Raw genomic sequence first — 18,115 nt, forward strand, 5'->3', positions numbered from 1 at the left:
CCTTTTTTTATTTTCGCATTTGGGCTGCGAATTATTTCTATAGCAGCCGCTATGGTTTCAATCAACTATAATTCGGTTTTCCGAAAATTACTCGTATGTCAATCAAGCAAGAACAGGATATGTCCTTTCTGGACCATTTGGAGGAGTTACGCTGGCATTTGATCCGCGCTTTTGCCTCTATTTTTGTTTTTTCCATCATTGCTTTTCTTTCCAAGAATATTCTGTTCCATCATATCATTCTGGCACCTTCCAGATCTGATTTTTGGACTTACCGCATGTTTTGTGAATTGGGGCAGTATCTGACAGGCTCAGATGCTTTCTGTATAGAGGAGTTGCCTTTTATTCTACAATCTCGTCAGGTGACGGGGCAGTTTATGATGCACGTGCAGTCTTCTTTTGTGGTAGGCTTGATTTTCGCTTTTCCTTATGCTTTTTGGGAAATATGGCGCTTTGTGGCCCCGGGATTATATGATGAAGAAAGAAATGCGGCACGTGGTGCTGTGTTTTTTGTAAGTCTTTTATTCGCCCTTGGCGTGATGTTTGGCTACTTCATGGTGTTGCCAATTTCGCTGAATTTTTTGTCCAATTATCAACTGGATCCAACTATTCAGAATGAATTTGACATTATCAGTTATATTGGTACCGTGACCATGGTCGTATTGGCCTGTGCGCTGATGTTCCAGCTTCCGGTGGTGATCTATTTCCTTACCAAGGCAGGTATTGTGACGCCGGCCATACTGGAGGCTTACCGAAAGCATGCATTTGTAGCTTTTTTAGTGGTTTCAGCCATTATTACTCCTCCGGATGTGGTCAGTCAGATTTTGCTTTCCATTCCTTTGGTAGTGCTATATGAGATCAGTATTGTGATTGCCAAGCGGATCCAAAAGCGGGAGCAAAGCGAGGAATTGGTGGTATCTAAAAAGGAGCCGACAACCTATGACGGGCCTTTGGATCAGATGCCGGATTAATATTATTGAAGAGCATTTATTTCACATAAAACAGCATAAAGATGTCTAAGAAAGTAGCAATTGGTGGTGATCACGCTTCTCCGGAATACAAAGCAGCCATCATTGAGCATTTGGAAGCAAAAGGCTTCGAGGTGAAAAATTATGGAACCAATTCTTTGGATTCAGTGGATTATCCTGATTTCGCGCATCCGGTAGCCAAGGGCGTGAATGATGGCGAATTTGAGCGTGGTATTCTAATCTGTGGTTCTGGCAATGGCGTGGCCATGACGGCCAACAAATACCCAAATGTGCGTGCGGGTTTATGCTGGACGAAAGAGATTGTGACCTTGATCCGTCAGCATAATGATGCCAATATTTTGGTGCTTCCGGCGCGTTTCACGGCTAAGCAGCAGGTGATCGAAATGGTGGATGAGTTTTTCTCCATGGAGTTTGAAGGCGGTCGCCATCAGAACCGTGTAAATAAGATCTGTATCTGATCAGCAACAGTAATGAAATAAAAGCCGCTTCCGGAAAAGGGAGCGGCTTTATTGTAATATGTTTTCTCCTTCCAGGATGGACATCAGGCGGTGGTTTAAATAAAGCTTCTCCTTTCCTACCCGCACGGATTTTAAATAGCCGGCTTTCTCCAGTTTGATCAAATAGTTCCCCACTGTTTTAGCCGTGCCAAGCTCTGCCTCTACCAATGTCTGTCTTTTAGAATAGGGGAGTTTAAATAATACCTCCATCAGGGTATAGCTATGGAATTTAGGGAACTCTGCCTTAATGGCCTCCGATGTTTTCTCCATTAACTCAATCACCGATTCCATCCGGAATAAGGCCTGTTTGGCGGTAATCTCCACCATATCGAGCATATACAGGATGAAATCTTCCCAGGCCTCTTTTTCTGTTACTGCTCTAAGCTTTTTGTAATAGGACTCCCTTTCTTTTAAAATATATTCACTCAGAAAAAGGGCGGGGATATCCAACAGTTTATTTTGCTTTAAATATAATAGGAAAAGAATTCTTCCGGTTCTACCGTTTCCGTCGCTGAAGGGATGTATGGCTTCAAATTGGTAGTGCATCAGGCTCATTTTGATCAAAGGGTCCAGGTCATCCTCTGGATCATTAATGTACCGTTCCCATGCTTTTAGTTTTTCCAGTATGGTCTCCTCTCCTTCTGGAGGCGTATAAACCACCTCGCCTCTGGAATTGGCTAATCTGGTACCCGGAAAATCCCGGATGCCAGCCATGTTTTGCTTAATGCACTGCACAATTTTTATGCAAAGGTTAACGGTGATAAATGGCCTTTGCTCAAATTCTGTCATGCCTAACCATAGTGCCTTTTTGTAATGGAAGATTTCCTTATTGGCCGGATTAGCGAAGCGCTTCTCCACCAATAGAGCCTTAAAAAGGTCATCATTGGTGGTAACAATATTTTCAATTTCCGAGCTGGCCTTGGCTTCTTGTAAATAAAGAGTATCCAGGAAAAGGTTGGGGTTTGGCAGTTTGGTGAGCGCCCCGTTCAATTGCGCTAAGGCCCTGCTGGTAGTGACTAACTTCACCATGATATCCTTGGAATAAAGATCAATTTTAGGGGGTAATGGCGGGAGTGCATTATAAGGAAGATCTTTATGATAAGTCATGGCGATTTAAACAAGGGTAATTTTTTTCACTTTTTACTCTGCAAATAATAACGAGGGTAAACATCATTTTAGTTTCTCCTTTAAATGTAATTTTTTCAGTTTTTTACTCTTTAAAAGTATAGCTGCTCCCTCAAAATGAGGGTAATTATTAATGAAAATTACCTTTTAGCTTTTTTCGAGTGTAGTATTATGCCTAAACTTCGCTTCAAAGGTAAAAACTAGAATATTTTACTTTGCATTTTTTGATGAAGGTAAATGAATTCCTGTTAAGGTTCTGATTTTTAGGGCGGCCTATTTTTTGTAGGAATGCGGGCTGTTTTTGAGTTGCCAAAGAACTATTCCAAAGTGCAGCTCAAGATTACATGTTCTTACATCTATTTTATAACCATTTCAAAGGTAATTTATTACAATAATCACCTTTGAGGGTGTTTCGAAGGTAATTCGGGTGCCAACACTAAAAGGGAGAGTAAAAGGAAAAGGATTTCACCCCACCCAAAGGTGAGAAGGTAGTAGTCCTTTTGGAAGAAACTAAGGTAAATCCCTCCAATATTCACCCTTAAGCGCAATAAAAGGGGGCAGGCCGCAACTCTTTTTGATTACCCATTTAAAAGCTACAAAATGATTAACTGGAAGGTAATAAATGTTAAAATTTACCTTTGAGGATGTTTCGAAGGTAATTCGGGTACCAACACTAAAAGGGAGAGTAAAAGGAATAAGATTTTACCCTCCCAAAAGGTGAGAAGGTAGTAGTCCTTTTGGAAGAAACTAAGGTAAATCCCTCCAATATTCACCCTTAAGCGCTCTTTGGATCGACCATTTTAAAGCTACATCATGATCAGTCGAAGGTAATAAATGATGAAATTTACCTTTGAAAATGTTTCGAAGGTAAAAATGGCTCCAATGTTAATATGGACAGTAAAAATAGAGAGTCTTTACACTTCCAAGCGGAAAAAAGGTAGATATCCTTCTGGAAAAAACGAAGGAAGCCCCTCCCATATTCACCCTATCGCGGAATTGAGGGAGAGACCAGGCTGAAGCGTTCTTTGGGTCGACCATTTTAAAGCTACATCATGCTTAACTGGAAGGTAATAAATGATAGAATTTACCTTTGAGGGTGTTTCGAAGGTAAAAAGGGTTCCAATAATAATTTGAAGAGTAAAAATAGAGATTCCTGGATTCTAATTTTAAGTGCAAGTTTTTTTGGCATAAAAAAAAGGTATCCGGTACCTTTGAAATTTAAATCTAATTGCACTTAAATAAGAAATAACAATGGCCCAGATTACCCTGACACAAAGATATGAAATTGAAGCGTTAGTTAAAATAGGGTTCAATAAAACAGCTATTGCTGATAAAGTAGGATTTCATGTATCGACTATCGGGAGAGAAATAAAGCGTTGTCGTAAAGGGTATTACGACGCTGATACGGCGCATAGTAAGTACCTGGCCAATCGTAAAAATAATCGGGAACCGTATAAACGGACTCCCGAAATGGAACAAGTAATACGTGAGTGTCTTATTGAAAATGATTTCAGCCCAGAACAAATAGCTGGAAGATGCAAAGAGGAAGGGACTTCTATGATCTCAGTTGAAGGAATTTATCAATTCATTTATAGTGTCCCTGAATTGGCTAATCACCTTAGGATCAGCAAGGGGAAAAGGAAAAAACGGAAATCTAATTCAAAAAATGGATCAAAAATTCCAGACCGGAAACCTATTCATATTCGACCCACGGAGGCTGATAATAGATCGGAGTTTGGGCATATTGAACTTGATGTTGTGGTAGGGACCAAGGAAAAGTCAAATGTCTTGGTTACGGCTGTTTGTAGAAGGTCTAGATATACATTGATCGGAATAGCATTAAGCAAATCAGATAAAGATGTTTTGAAAGCCTTAGAAGATATGGCTTCAAGATCCTTAATACCATGGAAGACGGTGACTTGTGATAATGGGAAGGAATTTGCATGCCATAAAGAATTAGAAGCCTCTGTTGGTTGTGAGGCCTACTTTGCAGACCCTTACGCCAGTTGGCAAAGGGGTACCAATGAAAACACAAATGGCCTAATAAGACAGTACTTTCCTAAAGGGAAATCAATGGACAATATCAAAATGAATTCAGTACTCCAAGTAGAAGAAACCCTCAATAATCGCCCAAGAAAGAAATTGAATTTTTGGACGCCTATCGAATATATTCATGGTGAAAGAAAAAATTTGATCACCATCAATAAAACTTGCATTTAAAATTGGAATTCAAGATTTTTTACTTTTCAAAGTGGAAAGAAGGTAGATGTCCTCTTGAAAGAAACTAAGGTAGAACCCTCCCATATTCATCTTTAAGCGCAATAAATGGGTGCGGGCTGAACCGCCATTTGATCATCCATTTTAGAGCCACATCATGATCATCTTGAAGGTAATAAATGATAAAATTTACCTTTGAAAATGTTTCGAAGGTAGAAAGGATCATTGCTTTATCTTCAAGGGTAAAAAGGGTTATTTTATACGCCATAAATTGACTATGTGCGTCGGCTTTCAGAGTTTGAAGGGGATTTTACAGAATACCCGACCCTTGATCGTTTCCGCCTTGAAAACTGGTAATTCCGAGAGAGCACTCTCCTTAAATTAACTCTTGAAAGAAATTGAAAGGTAAAAAACTGTAAAATTTACCTTTGATTGTTTATCGCAGGTAAATTTTACGCTGAAGAAATCCTTCCCTGGTAATTGCCGCATCCAGCTACCACTGAATAACTGACTCACCTCTATTATCTAGGTACTTATTCGCCAGGCTGAAATGTTCATTGCCAATAAACCCCCGGTGAGCAGACAAAGGAGAAGGGTGAACGGAGGAAAGAATATAGTGCTTATTCTCATCAATCATACTGCTTTTTTTCTGCGCAAAGGCTCCCCAAAGCATAAACACGACTCCTTCTTTCTCTTCTGCAATCTTTTGAATCACAGCATCTGTAAAAGTCTCCCAACCCTTTTTTTGATGAGAACCCGCCTTCCCCTGCCGTACGGTAAGGGTTGCATTTAGAAGTAATACCCCCTGATCAGTCCAGCGTTCTAAATTACCTGAAAAAGGGGGATCAATGTCCAGATCTCTTTTGAGTTCTTTAAAAATGTTTCGGAGAGAAGGCGGAAAGGCCACGCCATCTAAAACAGAAAAGCTTAACCCATGCGCTTGTCCCGGGCCGTGATAGGGGTCCTGACCCAGAATCACCACTTTGGTGTCTTTGAATGCACACCTGTTGAATGCATTGAAGATATAATCCGGATGTGGGAAAATGATTTCTTTGCTGTATTCCTCCTGTACAAAGGCTTTCAGATCATTGAAATAGGCCTTTTGGAATTCTTCCTGAAGAACGGAGGACCAGTCATTTTTGATTTGGAAAGCTACCATCGTTATTGGGCTGGATTTTCTTAATAATTTAAATCGACCCAATTTGGGGAAAAGTCACGATATTTAAAATGATCCCTCATTTTACGGCATTTTTGTATTTGAGCTTTATGGTATTGCCTAAAACCTAGTGGAGAACCCTTAAAGCTCTATTTTTTCACTTTTTTTACTGCAGGGGATTGCAAATCAAATTTCCTTTATTACCTTTGCAGTCCCTTAAGCAATCAAGGGAATGAAAAATAAGCGAAAGTAGCTCAGCTGGTAGAGCACAACCTTGCCAAGGTTGGGGTCGCGAGTTCGAATCTCGTCTTTCGCTCCACTTAGAAATAAGTTGATAAAATATTTTCATTAAGCGAAAGTAGCTCAGCTGGTAGAGCACAACCTTGCCAAGGTTGGGGTCGCGAGTTCGAATCTCGTCTTTCGCTCCACTTAGAGATAAGTTGGAAAATATTTTATTCTGCGAAAGTAGCTCAGCTGGTAGAGCACAACCTTGCCAAGGTTGGGGTCGCGAGTTCGAATCTCGTCTTTCGCTCAAAAAAAGATCGACAGGATCTTTTTTTATGCCGCATCAGTTCGCTGATGGTCGGGCCGGGATGGTGGAATTGGTAGACACGCAAGACTTAAAATCTTGTGTCCGTTAGGACGTGCGGGTTCGACCCCCGCTCCTGGTACTATATTATTGCGAAAGTAGCTCAGCTGGTAGAGCACAACCTTGCCAAGGTTGGGGTCGCGAGTTCGAATCTCGTCTTTCGCTCAAAAAAATTATTGAAATAGTATTTGCAAAATTTTTCAAAGGTGATTAATCTTGCAAGCTCAAATACGCGAAAGTAGCTCAGCTGGTAGAGCACAACCTTGCCAAGGTTGGGGTCGCGAGTTCGAATCTCGTCTTTCGCTCAAGAAAAGATCAACAGGATCTTTTTAAAGAGCCGCATCAGTTTACTGGTGGTCGGGCCGGGATGGTGGAATTGGTAGACACGCAAGACTTAAAATCTTGTGTCCGTTAGGACGTGCGGGTTCGACCCCCGCTCCTGGTACTATATTATTGCGAAAGTAGCTCAGCTGGTAGAGCACAACCTTGCCAAGGTTGGGGTCGCGAGTTCGAATCTCGTCTTTCGCTCATCACCTTCTCTGAATTTCAGGGAAGGTTTTTTTATGCTTTTTTTAAGGAGCCCCCCTTCCCTCTTTTGTTTTCCATTCTTTGTTATTATTTTGGCAGCCCGCCGCAAAGGAGCTAATCCTCTCCCTTAATATTTTAAGTATGAGGGCGGTTTTTGGAGAGTATAAAAATAATCATACCTGATTTTTATAATGGATACCGTAAATAACGAATTGCGAGAAGCACGTCAGCAAAAAATTCAGCAGGTTTTTTCAGAGGTTGGTAAAGTAGTCGTCGGACAGGAGTACATGGTAAACCGCCTATTGATAGGGCTTTTTACCCAGGGGCATATTCTTTTGGAAGGAGTTCCGGGCTTGGCAAAAACCTTAACGGTTAATACCCTGGCTGAAGTTTTAAAGCTGGATTTCCAGCGAATTCAGTTTACACCGGATCTTTTGCCAGCAGATTTGATCGGTACCATGATTTACAACCAGCGTTCCGGAGAGTTTGAGGTGAAGAAAGGTCCTGTATTTGCCAATATTATTTTGGCCGATGAGGTGAACCGTTCTCCTGCTAAAGTACAGGCAGCACTTTTGGAGTCCATGCAGGAAAAGCAGGTGACTATTGGGGAGACCACCTATCCATTGGATCGCCCATTCTTGGTATTGGCGACCCAGAACCCCGTGGATCAGGAAGGTACTTATCCGTTGCCTGAGGCGCAGGTAGACCGTTTTATGATGAAAGTATACGTGGACTACCTTTCTAAAGAAGACGAGCTGGAGGTGATGCGTAGAATGGCCAATATGCAGTTTAACTCTAAGGTGGAAACTATTCTTACCAAGGAGGATGTATTTGCCATTAGAGATGATATTAATGCCGTAACGATTTCGGAGTCTTTAGAGAAATACTTGATCGAGTTGGTGTTTGCCACTCGTAACCCTAAAGAGTATGGCTTGAATGACTATGAGCATTATATTCAGTTTGGGGTGTCGCCGCGTGCTTCTATAGCCTTGAACCTGGCCGCAAAAGCTACTGCATATTTTGATAACCGAAACTATGTGTTACCAGAGGATATTAAGGAAATTGCACCGGACGTGCTAAGTCATCGCATTTTGCTGAATTATGAAGCTGAAGCTGATGGGGTAAGTAGTCGGGATGTGATTGAGGCCATTCTTAAAAAGGTGCCGATTCAATAATAAAATTAAACGGAAATCAAGGAGCCTTCTCTTAAACAGGGAAGGCTTTTTGTGTTTTAGTAGGTAAGTATATAAGTGTTTTTAATCAAAAACCCCTTATTAGGGAGAAGCGGGTTTAAAAAGACTTTAATTTTATTATTGTTTTATAATGATGTCAGGGGTAAATGTTACTTCAGTATTACCTCCTGGTTGAAGGGCGAAATTGCTGTTGTGAGGGCTGAAAACACTGATTAATAATAAAAAAACCTGGTTGGGGTTTTTCATGGACTTCCGTGGAGTGATTTAGCAGGTCATCCTGAATTGATCTTCTTAATATTGGGTTAAAGAATATTAGATAATCCATAAAGCTAAATTAATTTTTAAGAACTCGTTTAGTAATAGTGGCGCCCTACTTTTGCTGTCGAAAATTGAGTTACATAAAAGATCCATGAAAAACATTTTACTAACCTTTTGGTTGACAGCCTTTGCATCCGTAGCCGCTTTTGCGCAGAGTGGTACTATTAAAGGCGCAGTGAAGGACAAAACGACAGGCGAAGAGATTATTGGGGCCAACGTTTTGATCACCGGCACCACTTCCGGTGCAGCCACTGATGTATTTGGTAATTTTGAATTTAAAGCTGCGGCAGGTGCCCAATCTGTAACAGTATCCTATATCGGTTATAAGGACTGGACGGGGACCGTGACGGTCACTGCTGGTGGGACTTCAACCCTGAACGTTAACCTTGACCCTGATTTGGTCGAGCTGGAAGGAGTAGTGATCAAATCCAAAGCAGAAAGATCAGGCTCAGAAGTTTTGCTTTTAGAACAAAAGAAAGCAGCCACCATGGTAGAGAATATTGGGGTGAAAGAAATGGCCGTAAAGGGTGTTTCCAATGTGGAGGATGGTTTGACAAAGATGTCCGGTATTGCGAAAGTTGGATCCAAAGGGGTTTACGTTCGTGGATTAGGAGACCGATATAATAGTGCCACTTTGAACGGGTTACCTGTTCCGGCTACTAATCCTGACATGAAGATGATCCCCCTGTCTATCTTTCCAACAGATGTGGTTGAGGCCATTTCGGTAAGCAAAACCTTTAATGCCACTCAGTATGGTGATTTTGGTGGCGCCACTATTGATATTGCCACCAAAACTTATCCGGAAGACCCCTTCTTGTCTGTAGGTGTTGGGGCCAGTGGTAACAGCATCATCACAGGAAAAGACTTCAAAACATTCCAGGATGGTCAGTTTGAAAGATTAGGTTTTTCTGGTAACGGTAGAGAAAATACAGTAAATGATAGAAATGTACCTCCTGCAAGTGAGACGGCTGGTGATCCGTTCAAGACAGGTTTTACCCCAACCACTACCCAGGCGCCGGTTGGTTTTGATTTCAACATTCGTGGTGGTAATAAATTTGACGTTGGTTCAGAAGGGCAAATTGGTTTTATTGCTTCAGTAGCCCATGAAAATGACTTCGATTATAAAGGAGGCTCTAGAAGAAACCTGAACGCACAAGCAGTGGAATTGAATAACTTCCAGCGTGATGAGTATACTTACTCTACTTTAACGACCGCCTTATTGGGAGTAAATTACCAGCTTAACCCAAAACACGATTTCACTTATAACCTATTATTCGCCAACACTTCGGATAATACCACTTCCGAATTATTCGGTTATGTACAGGACGTTGCAGCGAATGATATCCTGATCCGTCGTAACACTTACGTACAGTCTCAGCTTTTGACCAACCAATTATTAGGAGAGCACTTATTGAATGATAGCGAGACTTTAGCCTTGGATTGGGGAGTATCTTATTCCACCACCAATCGTATAGAGCCGGATCGTCGTCAAAACAGTTTCCGGGTGAATTCAGAGAAATTGTTACAATTAAATGCTTCTCAAAACCATAGATTTTGGTCTGATATGGATGAGGATGAAATTGCGGCTAAAACCGGCTTGGTATGGAAGCATGGGGAAACTACTGAAGGAGAAGCAAAGGGAACAGCCTCTTTTGGTTATCAGGGGAAATACAAAGGTCGCCAGATGCAAAATTATCAATACAACATGAGGGCAGCTGGTGATGGTTTGAACCAAATTATTAGTCCAAATAATCCTGATGAATTCTTTAATGATGAAAACTATTTAAAAGGAAATTATTCTTATAGTAACGGTATTGATGTAGCGCAGCATGAGTTTGAAGCAGATATGAATGTGCATGGAATCTATGGTTCCTATGATTACAATATTAATGATCGTTTTAAGGCCTTGGTGGGGGTACGTTACGAAAATGGTTTGCAGGAAGTAAGATTCCGTAACCTGAGAAACTCCTATGATGATCCATATCAGATTTCTCAGTATAAGACCAATGATATTTTGCCATCCCTTTCATTAAAGTATGCCTATACTGACAAGTCTAATTTTAGATTTGCTTTCAGTAAAACACTGACAAGACCCGGAATGAGAGAGATTATTCCTTTTCAGTATCAGGATGTTGACGGGAACCTGTTCGAGGGTAACAGAGAATTGGAGAATTCCACCAACTACAATTTGGACATGAAATGGGAAATTTTTCCTAACTCCGGCGAATTATTCTCGGTGTCTCTTTTTGGAAAGAAAATCTACGACGCTATTGAGTTGACGCAATTGGCCCAGGGGGGCGGAAACTTATTCACCTACACCAATACAGAGGAAGCCAATGTGGCAGGGGCGGAAATTGAATTCAATAAAAATCTTGAAAATGTTTTTGGAGATGCCTTCCAGGGCTTAAGCGTAGGCTTGAATGCTACCTATTTGTATTCAGAGATTGTTTTGAAGGAAGGTGACCCTAAATCCGAAATCCTAACCAACAAAACACGTCAGTTACAAGGCGCCTCTCCTTATTTGATTAATGCAAACTTAGCCTACAATAAGGAGGTCGGTAAGTGGAATACAACTTTCTCCGGGGTTTTTAATATGTTCGGTGACCGTGTTTACTCGGCGGGTCAGCAAGGAGCTGGTGATATTTACGAGAAAGCCGTGCCTAAATTCGATTTCGTTTGGAGAAATACTTTTTCCGAGAAATGGTCTATTGATATGAAGGTTAAGAATATCCTAAACCCGGAGATTCAAAGATATCAGCAAGAGTTTGGTGATAGATCTATTCAAGATCAAACCGTAGATTCTTTCCATGAAGGAGTATCCTTTAGTGTAGGGGTTAGTTATATAATTAAGTAAATATAAAGTTATTTAATATTTGTTAATGTAAAGTAAATATAGCCTTTGATTTAAATTAATGAATCGAATCTATATTTGCTTTTGAATTAAGAACAGAAACTATATTACTAATTTATTCAAATGAAAAACCTTTTCAAATTTCCACTATACGCAGCCGTAGCTTTCGGTATCGCGTTGACTTCATGTTCTGATGATGATTCTAATACCACTGATCCTTCAGGTGGAATCATTAACGATCAAAACGAAATCGTTAAAGACATCAATGAAGATGTAACTTTGATGGCAGGTGAGACATACTTCATCAACAAAGGTATTCACGTAACGGGTGATGCTAAATTGACCATCGAAAAAGGAGTTACCGTAAGAAATGGTGAAAGCGCTTATCTTTTGGTAGAGACTGGTTCTCAGATTTTCATCAATGGGGAAGCAGGTGAAGAAGTAGTTTTCACCGTAAACACGCAAACTCCTGAGCCAGGTGCATGGGGTGGTTTGATCATCAATGGTAAAGCTCCGATCAACGTTTCCGGTGGATCTGCAATTGCGGAGGTTGGTGACGTGGCTTACGGTGGCGATAACGCTTCTGATAACTCTGGAAAACTTTCGTATGCGGTATTCAAATATGGTGGACACCAGATTAATTCTGAAAAAGAGCACAATGGCCTAACCTTCAATGGTGTTGGTAATGGTACCTCAGTAGATCACATTGCAGTTTATAATGCAGCTGATGATGCTTACGAGTGGTTCGGTGGTACTGTAAACGCTTCAAACTTGTATGCTTATGGTACTCAGGATGATATTTATGACTGGACTTATGGTTGGGTAGGTACTGCTACTAATGTTTATGGTGAGCACAATGCTGCGATTAATAACGGTGAGAACGATCGTGGTATCGAGGCCGATACGAACTCTTCTAACTTCGCTGCTACTCCTTTCTCTAACCCAACAGTGGAGAATATTACACTAAAGGATGCTGATCAAGTAGGTACTTCCGGTTTGAAATTACGTGCGGGTACTTCTTTCAACTTTGAAAACCTGGTAATTGAAGGTTTTGGCGGAAGTGGTAAGAGTATCATCGAAGTGGAGACAGAAGAGACTGTTGGACATATCATCAATGGGGATGCTTCCATTGCAAGTTGGAAATTTATGCCGGTTGCTGGTCAGGGTGACTATACCTTGAAAGTTAAAGACGCTTCAGAGAACGAAGTAGCGGTTATCGAAACTTTCTTCTCTGACGCAGTGGATGCTGCTGCTACTGGTGCTCCAGAGGCTTTGGTAACTTGGGGTAAGTCAGTTGCTATTGCTGATAACCTTCCTGAGAATTAATTTGGGGAATTATAAATACAAAGTCACCCTGTGGTAAGGGTGACTTTTTTTGTACCTTTTTTATGAAACACTGGTGTTGGATACTCTTGTTTTTTGTCGCATGTGAGGTGAAGGACAGAAACATTGATTTTAAAACCTTAGAAGAGGATTTGGGTGCTTTAGCCTTGGAGGAAGATTTAAATCAAACGGCATTGGCGACCTTACGAAATGTTGAAAATGATACCTTAAAGCGCGCACTCTCCAAGTTGACCTACTCCCAATACAGTGAGGCGCAACCCGGATTGACAATTTTAAAAGCTGAGCGGAATGAGATTAACCGAAAAGTAGATTCTGCCACCATCGCTTTTGAAATTGCCAAAAAGCAGCGTTTTAAGGAGCTGTCTCATTTTGAATTAGGGGAACCCTATCAAGATAGAAAGTATTCCAGAATTCCTTATACCTGTACTTTTGAGCAGGATTCTATTTGGCAATTTTATGATTTGCTGGAAATCCGGTTTTATATGGATGACCGTTTCTTTGTCCACACCATGGTGGGGCTGGACACGGTGGCCTTCGGTAAGGAATATCCCATGCGTTTCTTTAAGTACTTTGCCAACGAGCAAGAGGCTAAGGCAGATTGGAAGCATTTACAGCAAATTATTGCGGAAGGTTCTTATCGTTTGGATTTTCGTCCGGGAGGAAATAGAAGTAAATCTCAGCCAGTTCGCGATTCATTTGAACATCGTATTGCTGATTTATTGGAGCAGCGAAAATCCATTGATCAACAGCTGAATGAAAACCTGCTTTTTAAGCTAAAATAAGAAAACTCAATTTCACTGTAAAAATAAAGGGCGACCAATAATTGGCTGCCCTTTTCTAATTTATTCAAATGATATTTTATTTCTCCTTTATGCGTCCTTATGGACACGAGTACGAATATACGGTATTCAGTGGAGTTATCTAAATGTTAATAGAAAATTACCCGATTTCCATAAAAAAAGCGACCCGTTGAGGATCGCTTTTTTTTGTTATTATGAAGATCGAAATTGAATGACGACTAAACAGATCTTAATAATTAATCTCTTGGGTCAGTTTACCATTTTCATCATAAACCTTCCATTCTCCGGTTTTCTGACCATTAGCATATTCTAATTCATATCTTACTGTACCATTATCATCCCAGATAGTCCAGTTACCGGTTTTTTGACCATTTTTGTAGTAAGCCTCACTTACTTTTACCCCTTCTTTGTTCCATTTCACCCACTTGCCATCCTTTAAACCGTTAGCATATCCTCCCATTTCTTTCTGCTCGCCGGAAACGTAATACGTGTTGGCTAATCCATGCTTATTCCCTCTTACCAGGGTAAAAATCGCTTTAGTAGCGCCATTATCATAGGTGTTCTCGAAGCGGCCTGAAAATAAGAGACCGTCCTCTCCGTAATACTTACCATTGCGCTCGATCAGGTTATCCACACCAGCAAACGCACTAACAGACATCAAAACAGCGGCAAAAATTAAAACTAAATTTCTCATGACGGATATATTTAAAAAGTCTTTGATCTTGTTCGTTGATCAAATATACGGAAAAATCTTTCCAATGTTATTAAATTGTTAACAAAATTAACTTATCGTTTCTTTTAGATTGAATTTAAATAAAAGCAGAGGGTTAATTTACTTTAAGTCAGAGTATTGAGGGGTTGTTTGTTAGGTGACTTAACGTTAACATAATATAGAGGCGCGCTGGTTTTAAAATATGGAGGGAGGCTTAATAGAACATCATGCACCTTCTCCTTTCAGCAAATAGGCAAAAAAATATCCTCCCGGTGATCGAGAGGATTATATATTTTAAAGGAATGAACGTCTATTCAATTTCCATCATTTTGAAAACGCTGGATGTCGGTGCCTGCCCAGTTGAAACCATGATTTTTTCTGATTCAGACTCATACGAAATGAAATTCACATTGACCTGATAGGTTCCTGGCTTCACATTGGAAAATTTGAAATTACCATCAAAATCTGTCATGGCCTTAATCGTAGTACCTGCAATGACTACTTCTGCCCCAACCAAAGCCTCACCTGTTCGGTGATCTACTACTTTTCCCGCTAATACTGTAGTGCTTTTGGCATTATTGTTTTCACCACCAGCAAAGACCGTCAACGAAATAAGACTGAAAAGAATAAGAGAAAGTAATTTTTTCATTTTCCTGTTATTATCTACCTCAAAAGTACGACAAGAAATTTGGCTTAGCACCATTATCCATATCAATAAAATATTTTCTTAGTGTTACCCGAGTTTTACCAGTATTAAATCACCTCATCTGTTGGGGGTTGAAAACCAAATGGTTAGGGGTGAATTATCCTGCAAGGTAAATGAGGGGAAGACCTTCAAGCTACAGGAAAGGCGGACTGATACGGATCTGAGCAGTATTTTTTCTTTAAATCATCAACTAGGATAATTCTCAATCCGTTGAAAAAATACATTAATATCTATAAAATTGACACATTCAGTGCTTATTACAGGTGGGACAGGATTAGTCGGTTCTTCCCTCTCCCAATATTTTCTTAAAAAAGGATGGAAAGTACATCATCTCAGTAGAAGAGTGGAGGGTTTGGTAAATGGCATTCATTCCTTTCTTTGGGATTTGGAATCGGATTATTTAGACCCAAGGGCATTGGATGGCGTGGATTATATTATTCATCTGGCAGGTGCGGGAGTGGCTGATCAACGATGGACACAGGCGCAGAAACAGTTGATTTTGACAAGCAGGTTGAAGTCTAGCCGATTACTGAGATTAGCCTTGCAGAAACAAAAACATCAGGTGAAGGCCTTGGTGAGCGCTTCTGCCATTGGTATTTATGGAAATGTCCCGGAAGGCATCGTGACGGAGAAAGGTCCATACGCAAATGATTTTCTGGCCGATGTGGTCAAGCAATGGGAAGACGAGGTGGATAAAATACAAGAAAATCAATTGGTAATACGATTAGTAAAGCTTCGTATTGGCATTGTGCTTAGTGAAAATGGTGGTGCTTTGGAAAAAATGCTGCTCCCTGTGAAATTTGGATTAGGAAGTCCTTTGGGTAGCGGTAAGCAAATGATGAGCTGGATTCATGTAAAGGATTTGGTCTCCATGTTTGCTTTTGCCATCAATCATGAGGATATGAATGGCGTGTACAATGCCGTGGCGCCTGGCCCGGTCTCCAATGAGGAGTTTACCCGACAGCTGGCCGCAGTGAAAGGCAGACCATTATGGTTGCCGGCAGTGCCCGCGCCAGTGTTGAAAATGGCATTGGGGGAAATGTCTGAAATATTGTTAGGAGGAGCACAGGTGTCTTCCGAAAAAATAATGAATGCCGGTTTTGTATTTAAATATCCGGAATTGAAAACTGCCTTGCAGCATTTACTGGATAAGTAGATTGAAATTTTTCTATTATGAGTGAGTTGGAAAAAATTAATGCTTCCGAAGGGGAAAAGAAGATCAGAGAAGCATTTAAAACAAAAGACTGGTCCGAAATAAAAAGCTCAGACTCCTGGACTATTTTCCGGGTAATGGCGGAATTTGTGGAAGGCTTTGATAAGCTGGCAAGAATAGGTCCCTGTGTCTCTATCTTTGGTTCTGCCCGTACTGACGAAAAGAACGAATACTACCAGACAGCCTCCAAAATTGGTGAAATGCTGGTGCAGCATGGTTATGGGGTAATTACAGGTGGTGGGCCCGGGATAATGGAAGCCGGTAATCGCGGAGCACATAAGGCTGGCGGCAAATCCGTGGGTTTAAATATTGAGTTGCCTTTTGAACAATTCTCCAATATTTATATCGATCCCGATAAGTTGATTACCTTTGATTACTTTTTTGTGAGAAAGGTAATGTTCATCCGTTATTCTCAGGGCTTCGTGGTAATGCCGGGGGGAATGGGAACATTAGACGAACTTTTTGAAGCCCTAACGCTTATTCAAACAGAGAAAATCGGTCGCTTTCCAATCGTGTTAGTGGGGCGGGAATATTGGAGTGGATTGGTGGATTGGCTCAGAAAAGTCGTTTGTGAAAAGGAGAAAAACATTGGTGAAGGTGATTTCGACCTGTTTTCGGTAGTCGATACGCCGGAAGAGGCAGTGGCCGTCATAGATGATTTTTATTCTAAATACCTGCTAAGTCCGAATTTTTAATGTCGGATGAAGCAAAAGAGATTGATTTTTGTGGGAGCATTAACCGACTAAATAACAGAAACTTTTGGTGAAGAAAATGATTTTGGGCTTGGGCGTTGCTGGAGTGATGGCCGGTCTGTGGTATGTAAAGGCTGAAGAAGAAACAATAATGGCCAAGGCGGCATCTCAAGCCGAGGTGCTAAGTGCAACAATGACAGCGCCTGGAACGAATACTCCGGTATTTGTTAATGCCAAAGTGGTCAAAATGCCGAAGGATTTAAATCTGGCGGGGGAATCTGTGCCATTGGATGACCCAGAGGTTTATGAGCGCATGGATAAGGAATTGTATGTGAATACTTATTTCCATTCCAGTACAATTTTTTTGATTAAGCGTAGTACCCGATGGTTTCCGCAAATGGAGCCTATCTTAAAAGAAGCAGGAATTCCGGAGGATATGATGTATTTGGCGGCTATCGAAAGTGGGCTGGCGAATGTGGTGTCTCCTGCCGGAGCTGCAGGTTACTGGCAATTGATGAAAGGTACGGCCCGGGAATTAGGGCTGGAGGTCAATGAGGAAGTAGATGAGCGATATGATCCGATAAAATCCACCGAGGCGGCTTGTAAGTATATGCTGGCTTCTTATGAGAAGTATGGGAATTGGACCAATGTGGCGGCCTCCTATAATATGGGAAGAAACGGATTTAGTAAAGCTTTAGCCAAGCAGCGTGTGGATTCTTATTATGATTTGCTTTTAAATCAGGAAACAAGCCGTTATGTCTTCAGAATATTGGCCGTAAAGGAAATTTTAAACGATCCGGAAAAATTTGGTTTTCAGATTCCGGAAAGTGAAAAATATCAGCCCGAGCAATTGAAAGTGGTGGAGGTGAAAAGCTCTATTCCAGACCTGACGTCCTGGGCTTTGGAACATGGGGTAAATTACAAAACCCTAAAAAGATACAACAGCTGGTTGAGAAAAAATACCCTGACGATTAAGTCTGGCAAAACTTATCAAATTAAATTACCGGCATAAGATATTTCTAAAAAGCGAAGCGCTGAAGTTTCGCTTTTTTTTATGCAAAAAGGTCAGCGAATACATCACCGACCTTTTCTTTCTCTCTCTCTCTCTCAATTCAAGGATTCAGAAGCGAAGCTTCCTGTATTTTTGAAGCAGATATCTGGTTTTAAGCTAAATTATCCACCGCGGAA

14 protein-coding genes and 8 tRNA genes are annotated in these 18,115 nt (G+C 40.9%); 18 read left to right on the forward strand and 4 right to left on the reverse strand.

What is annotated here, in order from left to right; all coding sequences use genetic code 11:
* The first annotated feature begins 95 nt into the window (after nt 1–95).
* Both tatC and NG22_RS15230 read left to right on the forward strand, forming a co-directional pair.
* Nucleotides 96–968 carry a twin-arginine translocase subunit TatC gene (gene tatC, locus NG22_RS15225; RefSeq protein WP_053406515.1) on the forward strand — a complete coding sequence of 291 codons (873 nt, stop codon included), beginning with the start codon at nt 96–98 and terminating at the stop codon, nt 966–968.
* A gap of 41 nt (nt 969–1,009) precedes the next feature.
* A complete protein-coding gene (locus NG22_RS15230; protein ID WP_053406516.1) occupies nt 1,010–1,444 on the forward strand; it encodes an RpiB/LacA/LacB family sugar-phosphate isomerase in 435 nt (144 codons plus the stop codon).
* Between the two features lie 48 nt (nt 1,445–1,492).
* On the opposite strand, the gene NG22_RS15235 is transcribed toward NG22_RS15230, so the two are convergent.
* On the reverse strand, nt 1,493–2,590 hold the full coding sequence (locus NG22_RS15235) for a Fic family protein (protein WP_053406517.1): 1,098 nt from the start codon (nt 2,588–2,590) through the stop codon (nt 1,493–1,495).
* Nucleotides 2,591–3,859: 1,269 nt separating this feature from the next.
* Between NG22_RS15235 and NG22_RS15245 the strand changes: the two genes are divergently transcribed.
* Nucleotides 3,860–4,828, forward strand: coding sequence for an IS30 family transposase (locus NG22_RS15245; protein ID WP_053406519.1), 969 nt, complete (start codon nt 3,860–3,862; stop codon nt 4,826–4,828).
* Between the two features lie 490 nt (nt 4,829–5,318).
* Here the strand turns inward: NG22_RS15245 and ung are convergent, their stop codons facing one another.
* Nucleotides 5,319–5,984, reverse strand: a complete 666-nt coding sequence (gene ung / locus NG22_RS15255; protein ID WP_053406521.1) for a uracil-DNA glycosylase — start codon at nt 5,982–5,984, stop codon at nt 5,319–5,321.
* A 240-nt stretch (nt 5,985–6,224) separates the two neighbouring features.
* On the opposite strand from ung, the gene NG22_RS15260 reads away from it, so the two are divergent.
* The 12 genes from NG22_RS15260 to NG22_RS15315 all read left to right on the forward strand — a co-directional run bounded on the left by NG22_RS15260 (nt 6,225) and on the right by NG22_RS15315 (nt 13,586).
* A tRNA-Gly gene (locus NG22_RS15260) sits at nt 6,225–6,300 on the forward strand.
* 33 nt (nt 6,301–6,333) lie between these two features.
* Nucleotides 6,334–6,409 (forward strand) — tRNA-Gly (locus tag NG22_RS15265).
* 31 nt (nt 6,410–6,440) lie between these two features.
* Nucleotides 6,441–6,513 (forward strand) — tRNA-Gly (locus tag NG22_RS15270).
* Nucleotides 6,514–6,568: 55 nt separating this feature from the next.
* A tRNA-Leu gene (locus NG22_RS15275) sits at nt 6,569–6,652 on the forward strand.
* Nucleotides 6,653–6,662: 10 nt separating this feature from the next.
* Nucleotides 6,663–6,735: transfer RNA gene (locus NG22_RS15280), tRNA-Gly, on the forward strand.
* A 67-nt stretch (nt 6,736–6,802) separates the two neighbouring features.
* Nucleotides 6,803–6,875: transfer RNA gene (locus tag NG22_RS15285), tRNA-Gly, on the forward strand.
* Between the two features lie 56 nt (nt 6,876–6,931).
* A tRNA-Leu gene (locus NG22_RS15290) sits at nt 6,932–7,015 on the forward strand.
* Nucleotides 7,016–7,025: 10 nt separating this feature from the next.
* Nucleotides 7,026–7,098: transfer RNA gene (locus tag NG22_RS15295), tRNA-Gly, on the forward strand.
* A gap of 191 nt (nt 7,099–7,289) precedes the next feature.
* On the forward strand, nt 7,290–8,273 hold the full coding sequence (locus NG22_RS15300) for a MoxR family ATPase (RefSeq protein ID WP_053406522.1): 984 nt from the start codon (nt 7,290–7,292) through the stop codon (nt 8,271–8,273).
* 427 nt (nt 8,274–8,700) lie between these two features.
* Nucleotides 8,701–11,463 (forward strand): TonB-dependent receptor, encoded by a 2,763-nt coding sequence (locus NG22_RS15305; RefSeq protein ID WP_053406523.1) that lies wholly within the window; start codon nt 8,701–8,703, stop codon nt 11,461–11,463.
* Nucleotides 11,464–11,583: 120 nt separating this feature from the next.
* Complete coding sequence (locus tag NG22_RS15310) at nt 11,584–12,786, forward strand: hypothetical protein (RefSeq protein ID WP_053406524.1); 1,203 nt, start codon at nt 11,584–11,586, stop codon at nt 12,784–12,786.
* A gap of 62 nt (nt 12,787–12,848) precedes the next feature.
* Nucleotides 12,849–13,586 (forward strand): hypothetical protein, encoded by a 738-nt coding sequence (locus NG22_RS15315; RefSeq protein ID WP_157601139.1) that lies wholly within the window; start codon nt 12,849–12,851, stop codon nt 13,584–13,586.
* Nucleotides 13,587–13,833: 247 nt separating this feature from the next.
* Here the strand turns inward: NG22_RS15315 and NG22_RS15320 are convergent, their stop codons facing one another.
* Together NG22_RS15320 and NG22_RS15325 are read right to left on the reverse strand one after the other, a co-directional pair.
* Nucleotides 13,834–14,298 carry a toxin-antitoxin system YwqK family antitoxin gene (locus NG22_RS15320; RefSeq protein WP_053406526.1) on the reverse strand — a complete coding sequence of 155 codons (465 nt, stop codon included), beginning with the start codon at nt 14,296–14,298 and terminating at the stop codon, nt 13,834–13,836.
* Nucleotides 14,299–14,626: 328 nt separating this feature from the next.
* Nucleotides 14,627–14,965 carry a carboxypeptidase-like regulatory domain-containing protein gene (locus NG22_RS15325; RefSeq protein ID WP_172674386.1) on the reverse strand — a complete coding sequence of 113 codons (339 nt, stop codon included), beginning with the start codon at nt 14,963–14,965 and terminating at the stop codon, nt 14,627–14,629.
* Between the two features lie 307 nt (nt 14,966–15,272).
* On the opposite strand from NG22_RS15325, the gene NG22_RS15330 reads away from it, so the two are divergent.
* The 3 genes from NG22_RS15330 (at nt 15,273) to NG22_RS15340 (ending at nt 17,939) form a co-directional block, all read left to right on the forward strand.
* Entirely contained in the window at nt 15,273–16,178 is a 906-nt protein-coding gene (locus tag NG22_RS15330; RefSeq protein ID WP_253275704.1) for a TIGR01777 family oxidoreductase, read from the forward strand.
* A gap of 17 nt (nt 16,179–16,195) precedes the next feature.
* Complete coding sequence (locus NG22_RS15335) at nt 16,196–16,930, forward strand: TIGR00730 family Rossman fold protein (RefSeq protein WP_053406529.1); 735 nt, start codon at nt 16,196–16,198, stop codon at nt 16,928–16,930.
* Between the two features lie 76 nt (nt 16,931–17,006).
* Nucleotides 17,007–17,939 carry a lytic transglycosylase domain-containing protein gene (locus NG22_RS15340; protein ID WP_082305143.1) on the forward strand — a complete coding sequence of 311 codons (933 nt, stop codon included), beginning with the start codon at nt 17,007–17,009 and terminating at the stop codon, nt 17,937–17,939.
* Nucleotides 17,940–18,115: the final 176 nt, after the last annotated feature.

It is taken from the genome of Persicobacter sp. CCB-QB2, assembly GCF_001274635.1.
Classification (GTDB): Bacteria; Bacteroidota; Bacteroidia; order Cytophagales; family Cyclobacteriaceae; genus Persicobacter; species Persicobacter diffluens.

What these genes read in the sequence shown, in the direction of transcription:
- NG22_RS15235 (WP_053406517.1), bottom strand. Translation starts at nt 2,590, where the DNA reads ATGACTTATCATAAAGATCTTCCTTATAATGCACTCCCGCCATTACCC.
- NG22_RS15325 (WP_172674386.1), bottom strand. Translation starts at nt 14,965, where the DNA reads ATGAAAAAATTACTTTCTCTTATTCTTTTCAGTCTTATTTCGTTGACG.
- ung (WP_053406521.1), bottom strand. Translation starts at nt 5,984, where the DNA reads ATGGTAGCTTTCCAAATCAAAAATGACTGGTCCTCCGTTCTTCAGGAA.
- NG22_RS15320 (WP_053406526.1), bottom strand. Translation starts at nt 14,298, where the DNA reads ATGAGAAATTTAGTTTTAATTTTTGCCGCTGTTTTGATGTCTGTTAGT.
- NG22_RS15230 (WP_053406516.1), top strand. Translation starts at nt 1,010, where the DNA reads ATGTCTAAGAAAGTAGCAATTGGTGGTGATCACGCTTCTCCGGAATAC.
- NG22_RS15335 (WP_053406529.1), top strand. Translation starts at nt 16,196, where the DNA reads ATGAGTGAGTTGGAAAAAATTAATGCTTCCGAAGGGGAAAAGAAGATC.
- NG22_RS15300 (WP_053406522.1), top strand. Translation starts at nt 7,290, where the DNA reads ATGGATACCGTAAATAACGAATTGCGAGAAGCACGTCAGCAAAAAATT.
- NG22_RS15245 (WP_053406519.1), top strand. Translation starts at nt 3,860, where the DNA reads ATGGCCCAGATTACCCTGACACAAAGATATGAAATTGAAGCGTTAGTT.
- tatC (WP_053406515.1), top strand. Translation starts at nt 96, where the DNA reads ATGTCAATCAAGCAAGAACAGGATATGTCCTTTCTGGACCATTTGGAG.
- NG22_RS15310 (WP_053406524.1), top strand. Translation starts at nt 11,584, where the DNA reads ATGAAAAACCTTTTCAAATTTCCACTATACGCAGCCGTAGCTTTCGGT.
- NG22_RS15340 (WP_082305143.1), top strand. Translation starts at nt 17,007, where the DNA reads ATGATTTTGGGCTTGGGCGTTGCTGGAGTGATGGCCGGTCTGTGGTAT.
- NG22_RS15305 (WP_053406523.1), top strand. Translation starts at nt 8,701, where the DNA reads ATGAAAAACATTTTACTAACCTTTTGGTTGACAGCCTTTGCATCCGTA.
- NG22_RS15315 (WP_157601139.1), top strand. Translation starts at nt 12,849, where the DNA reads ATGAAACACTGGTGTTGGATACTCTTGTTTTTTGTCGCATGTGAGGTG.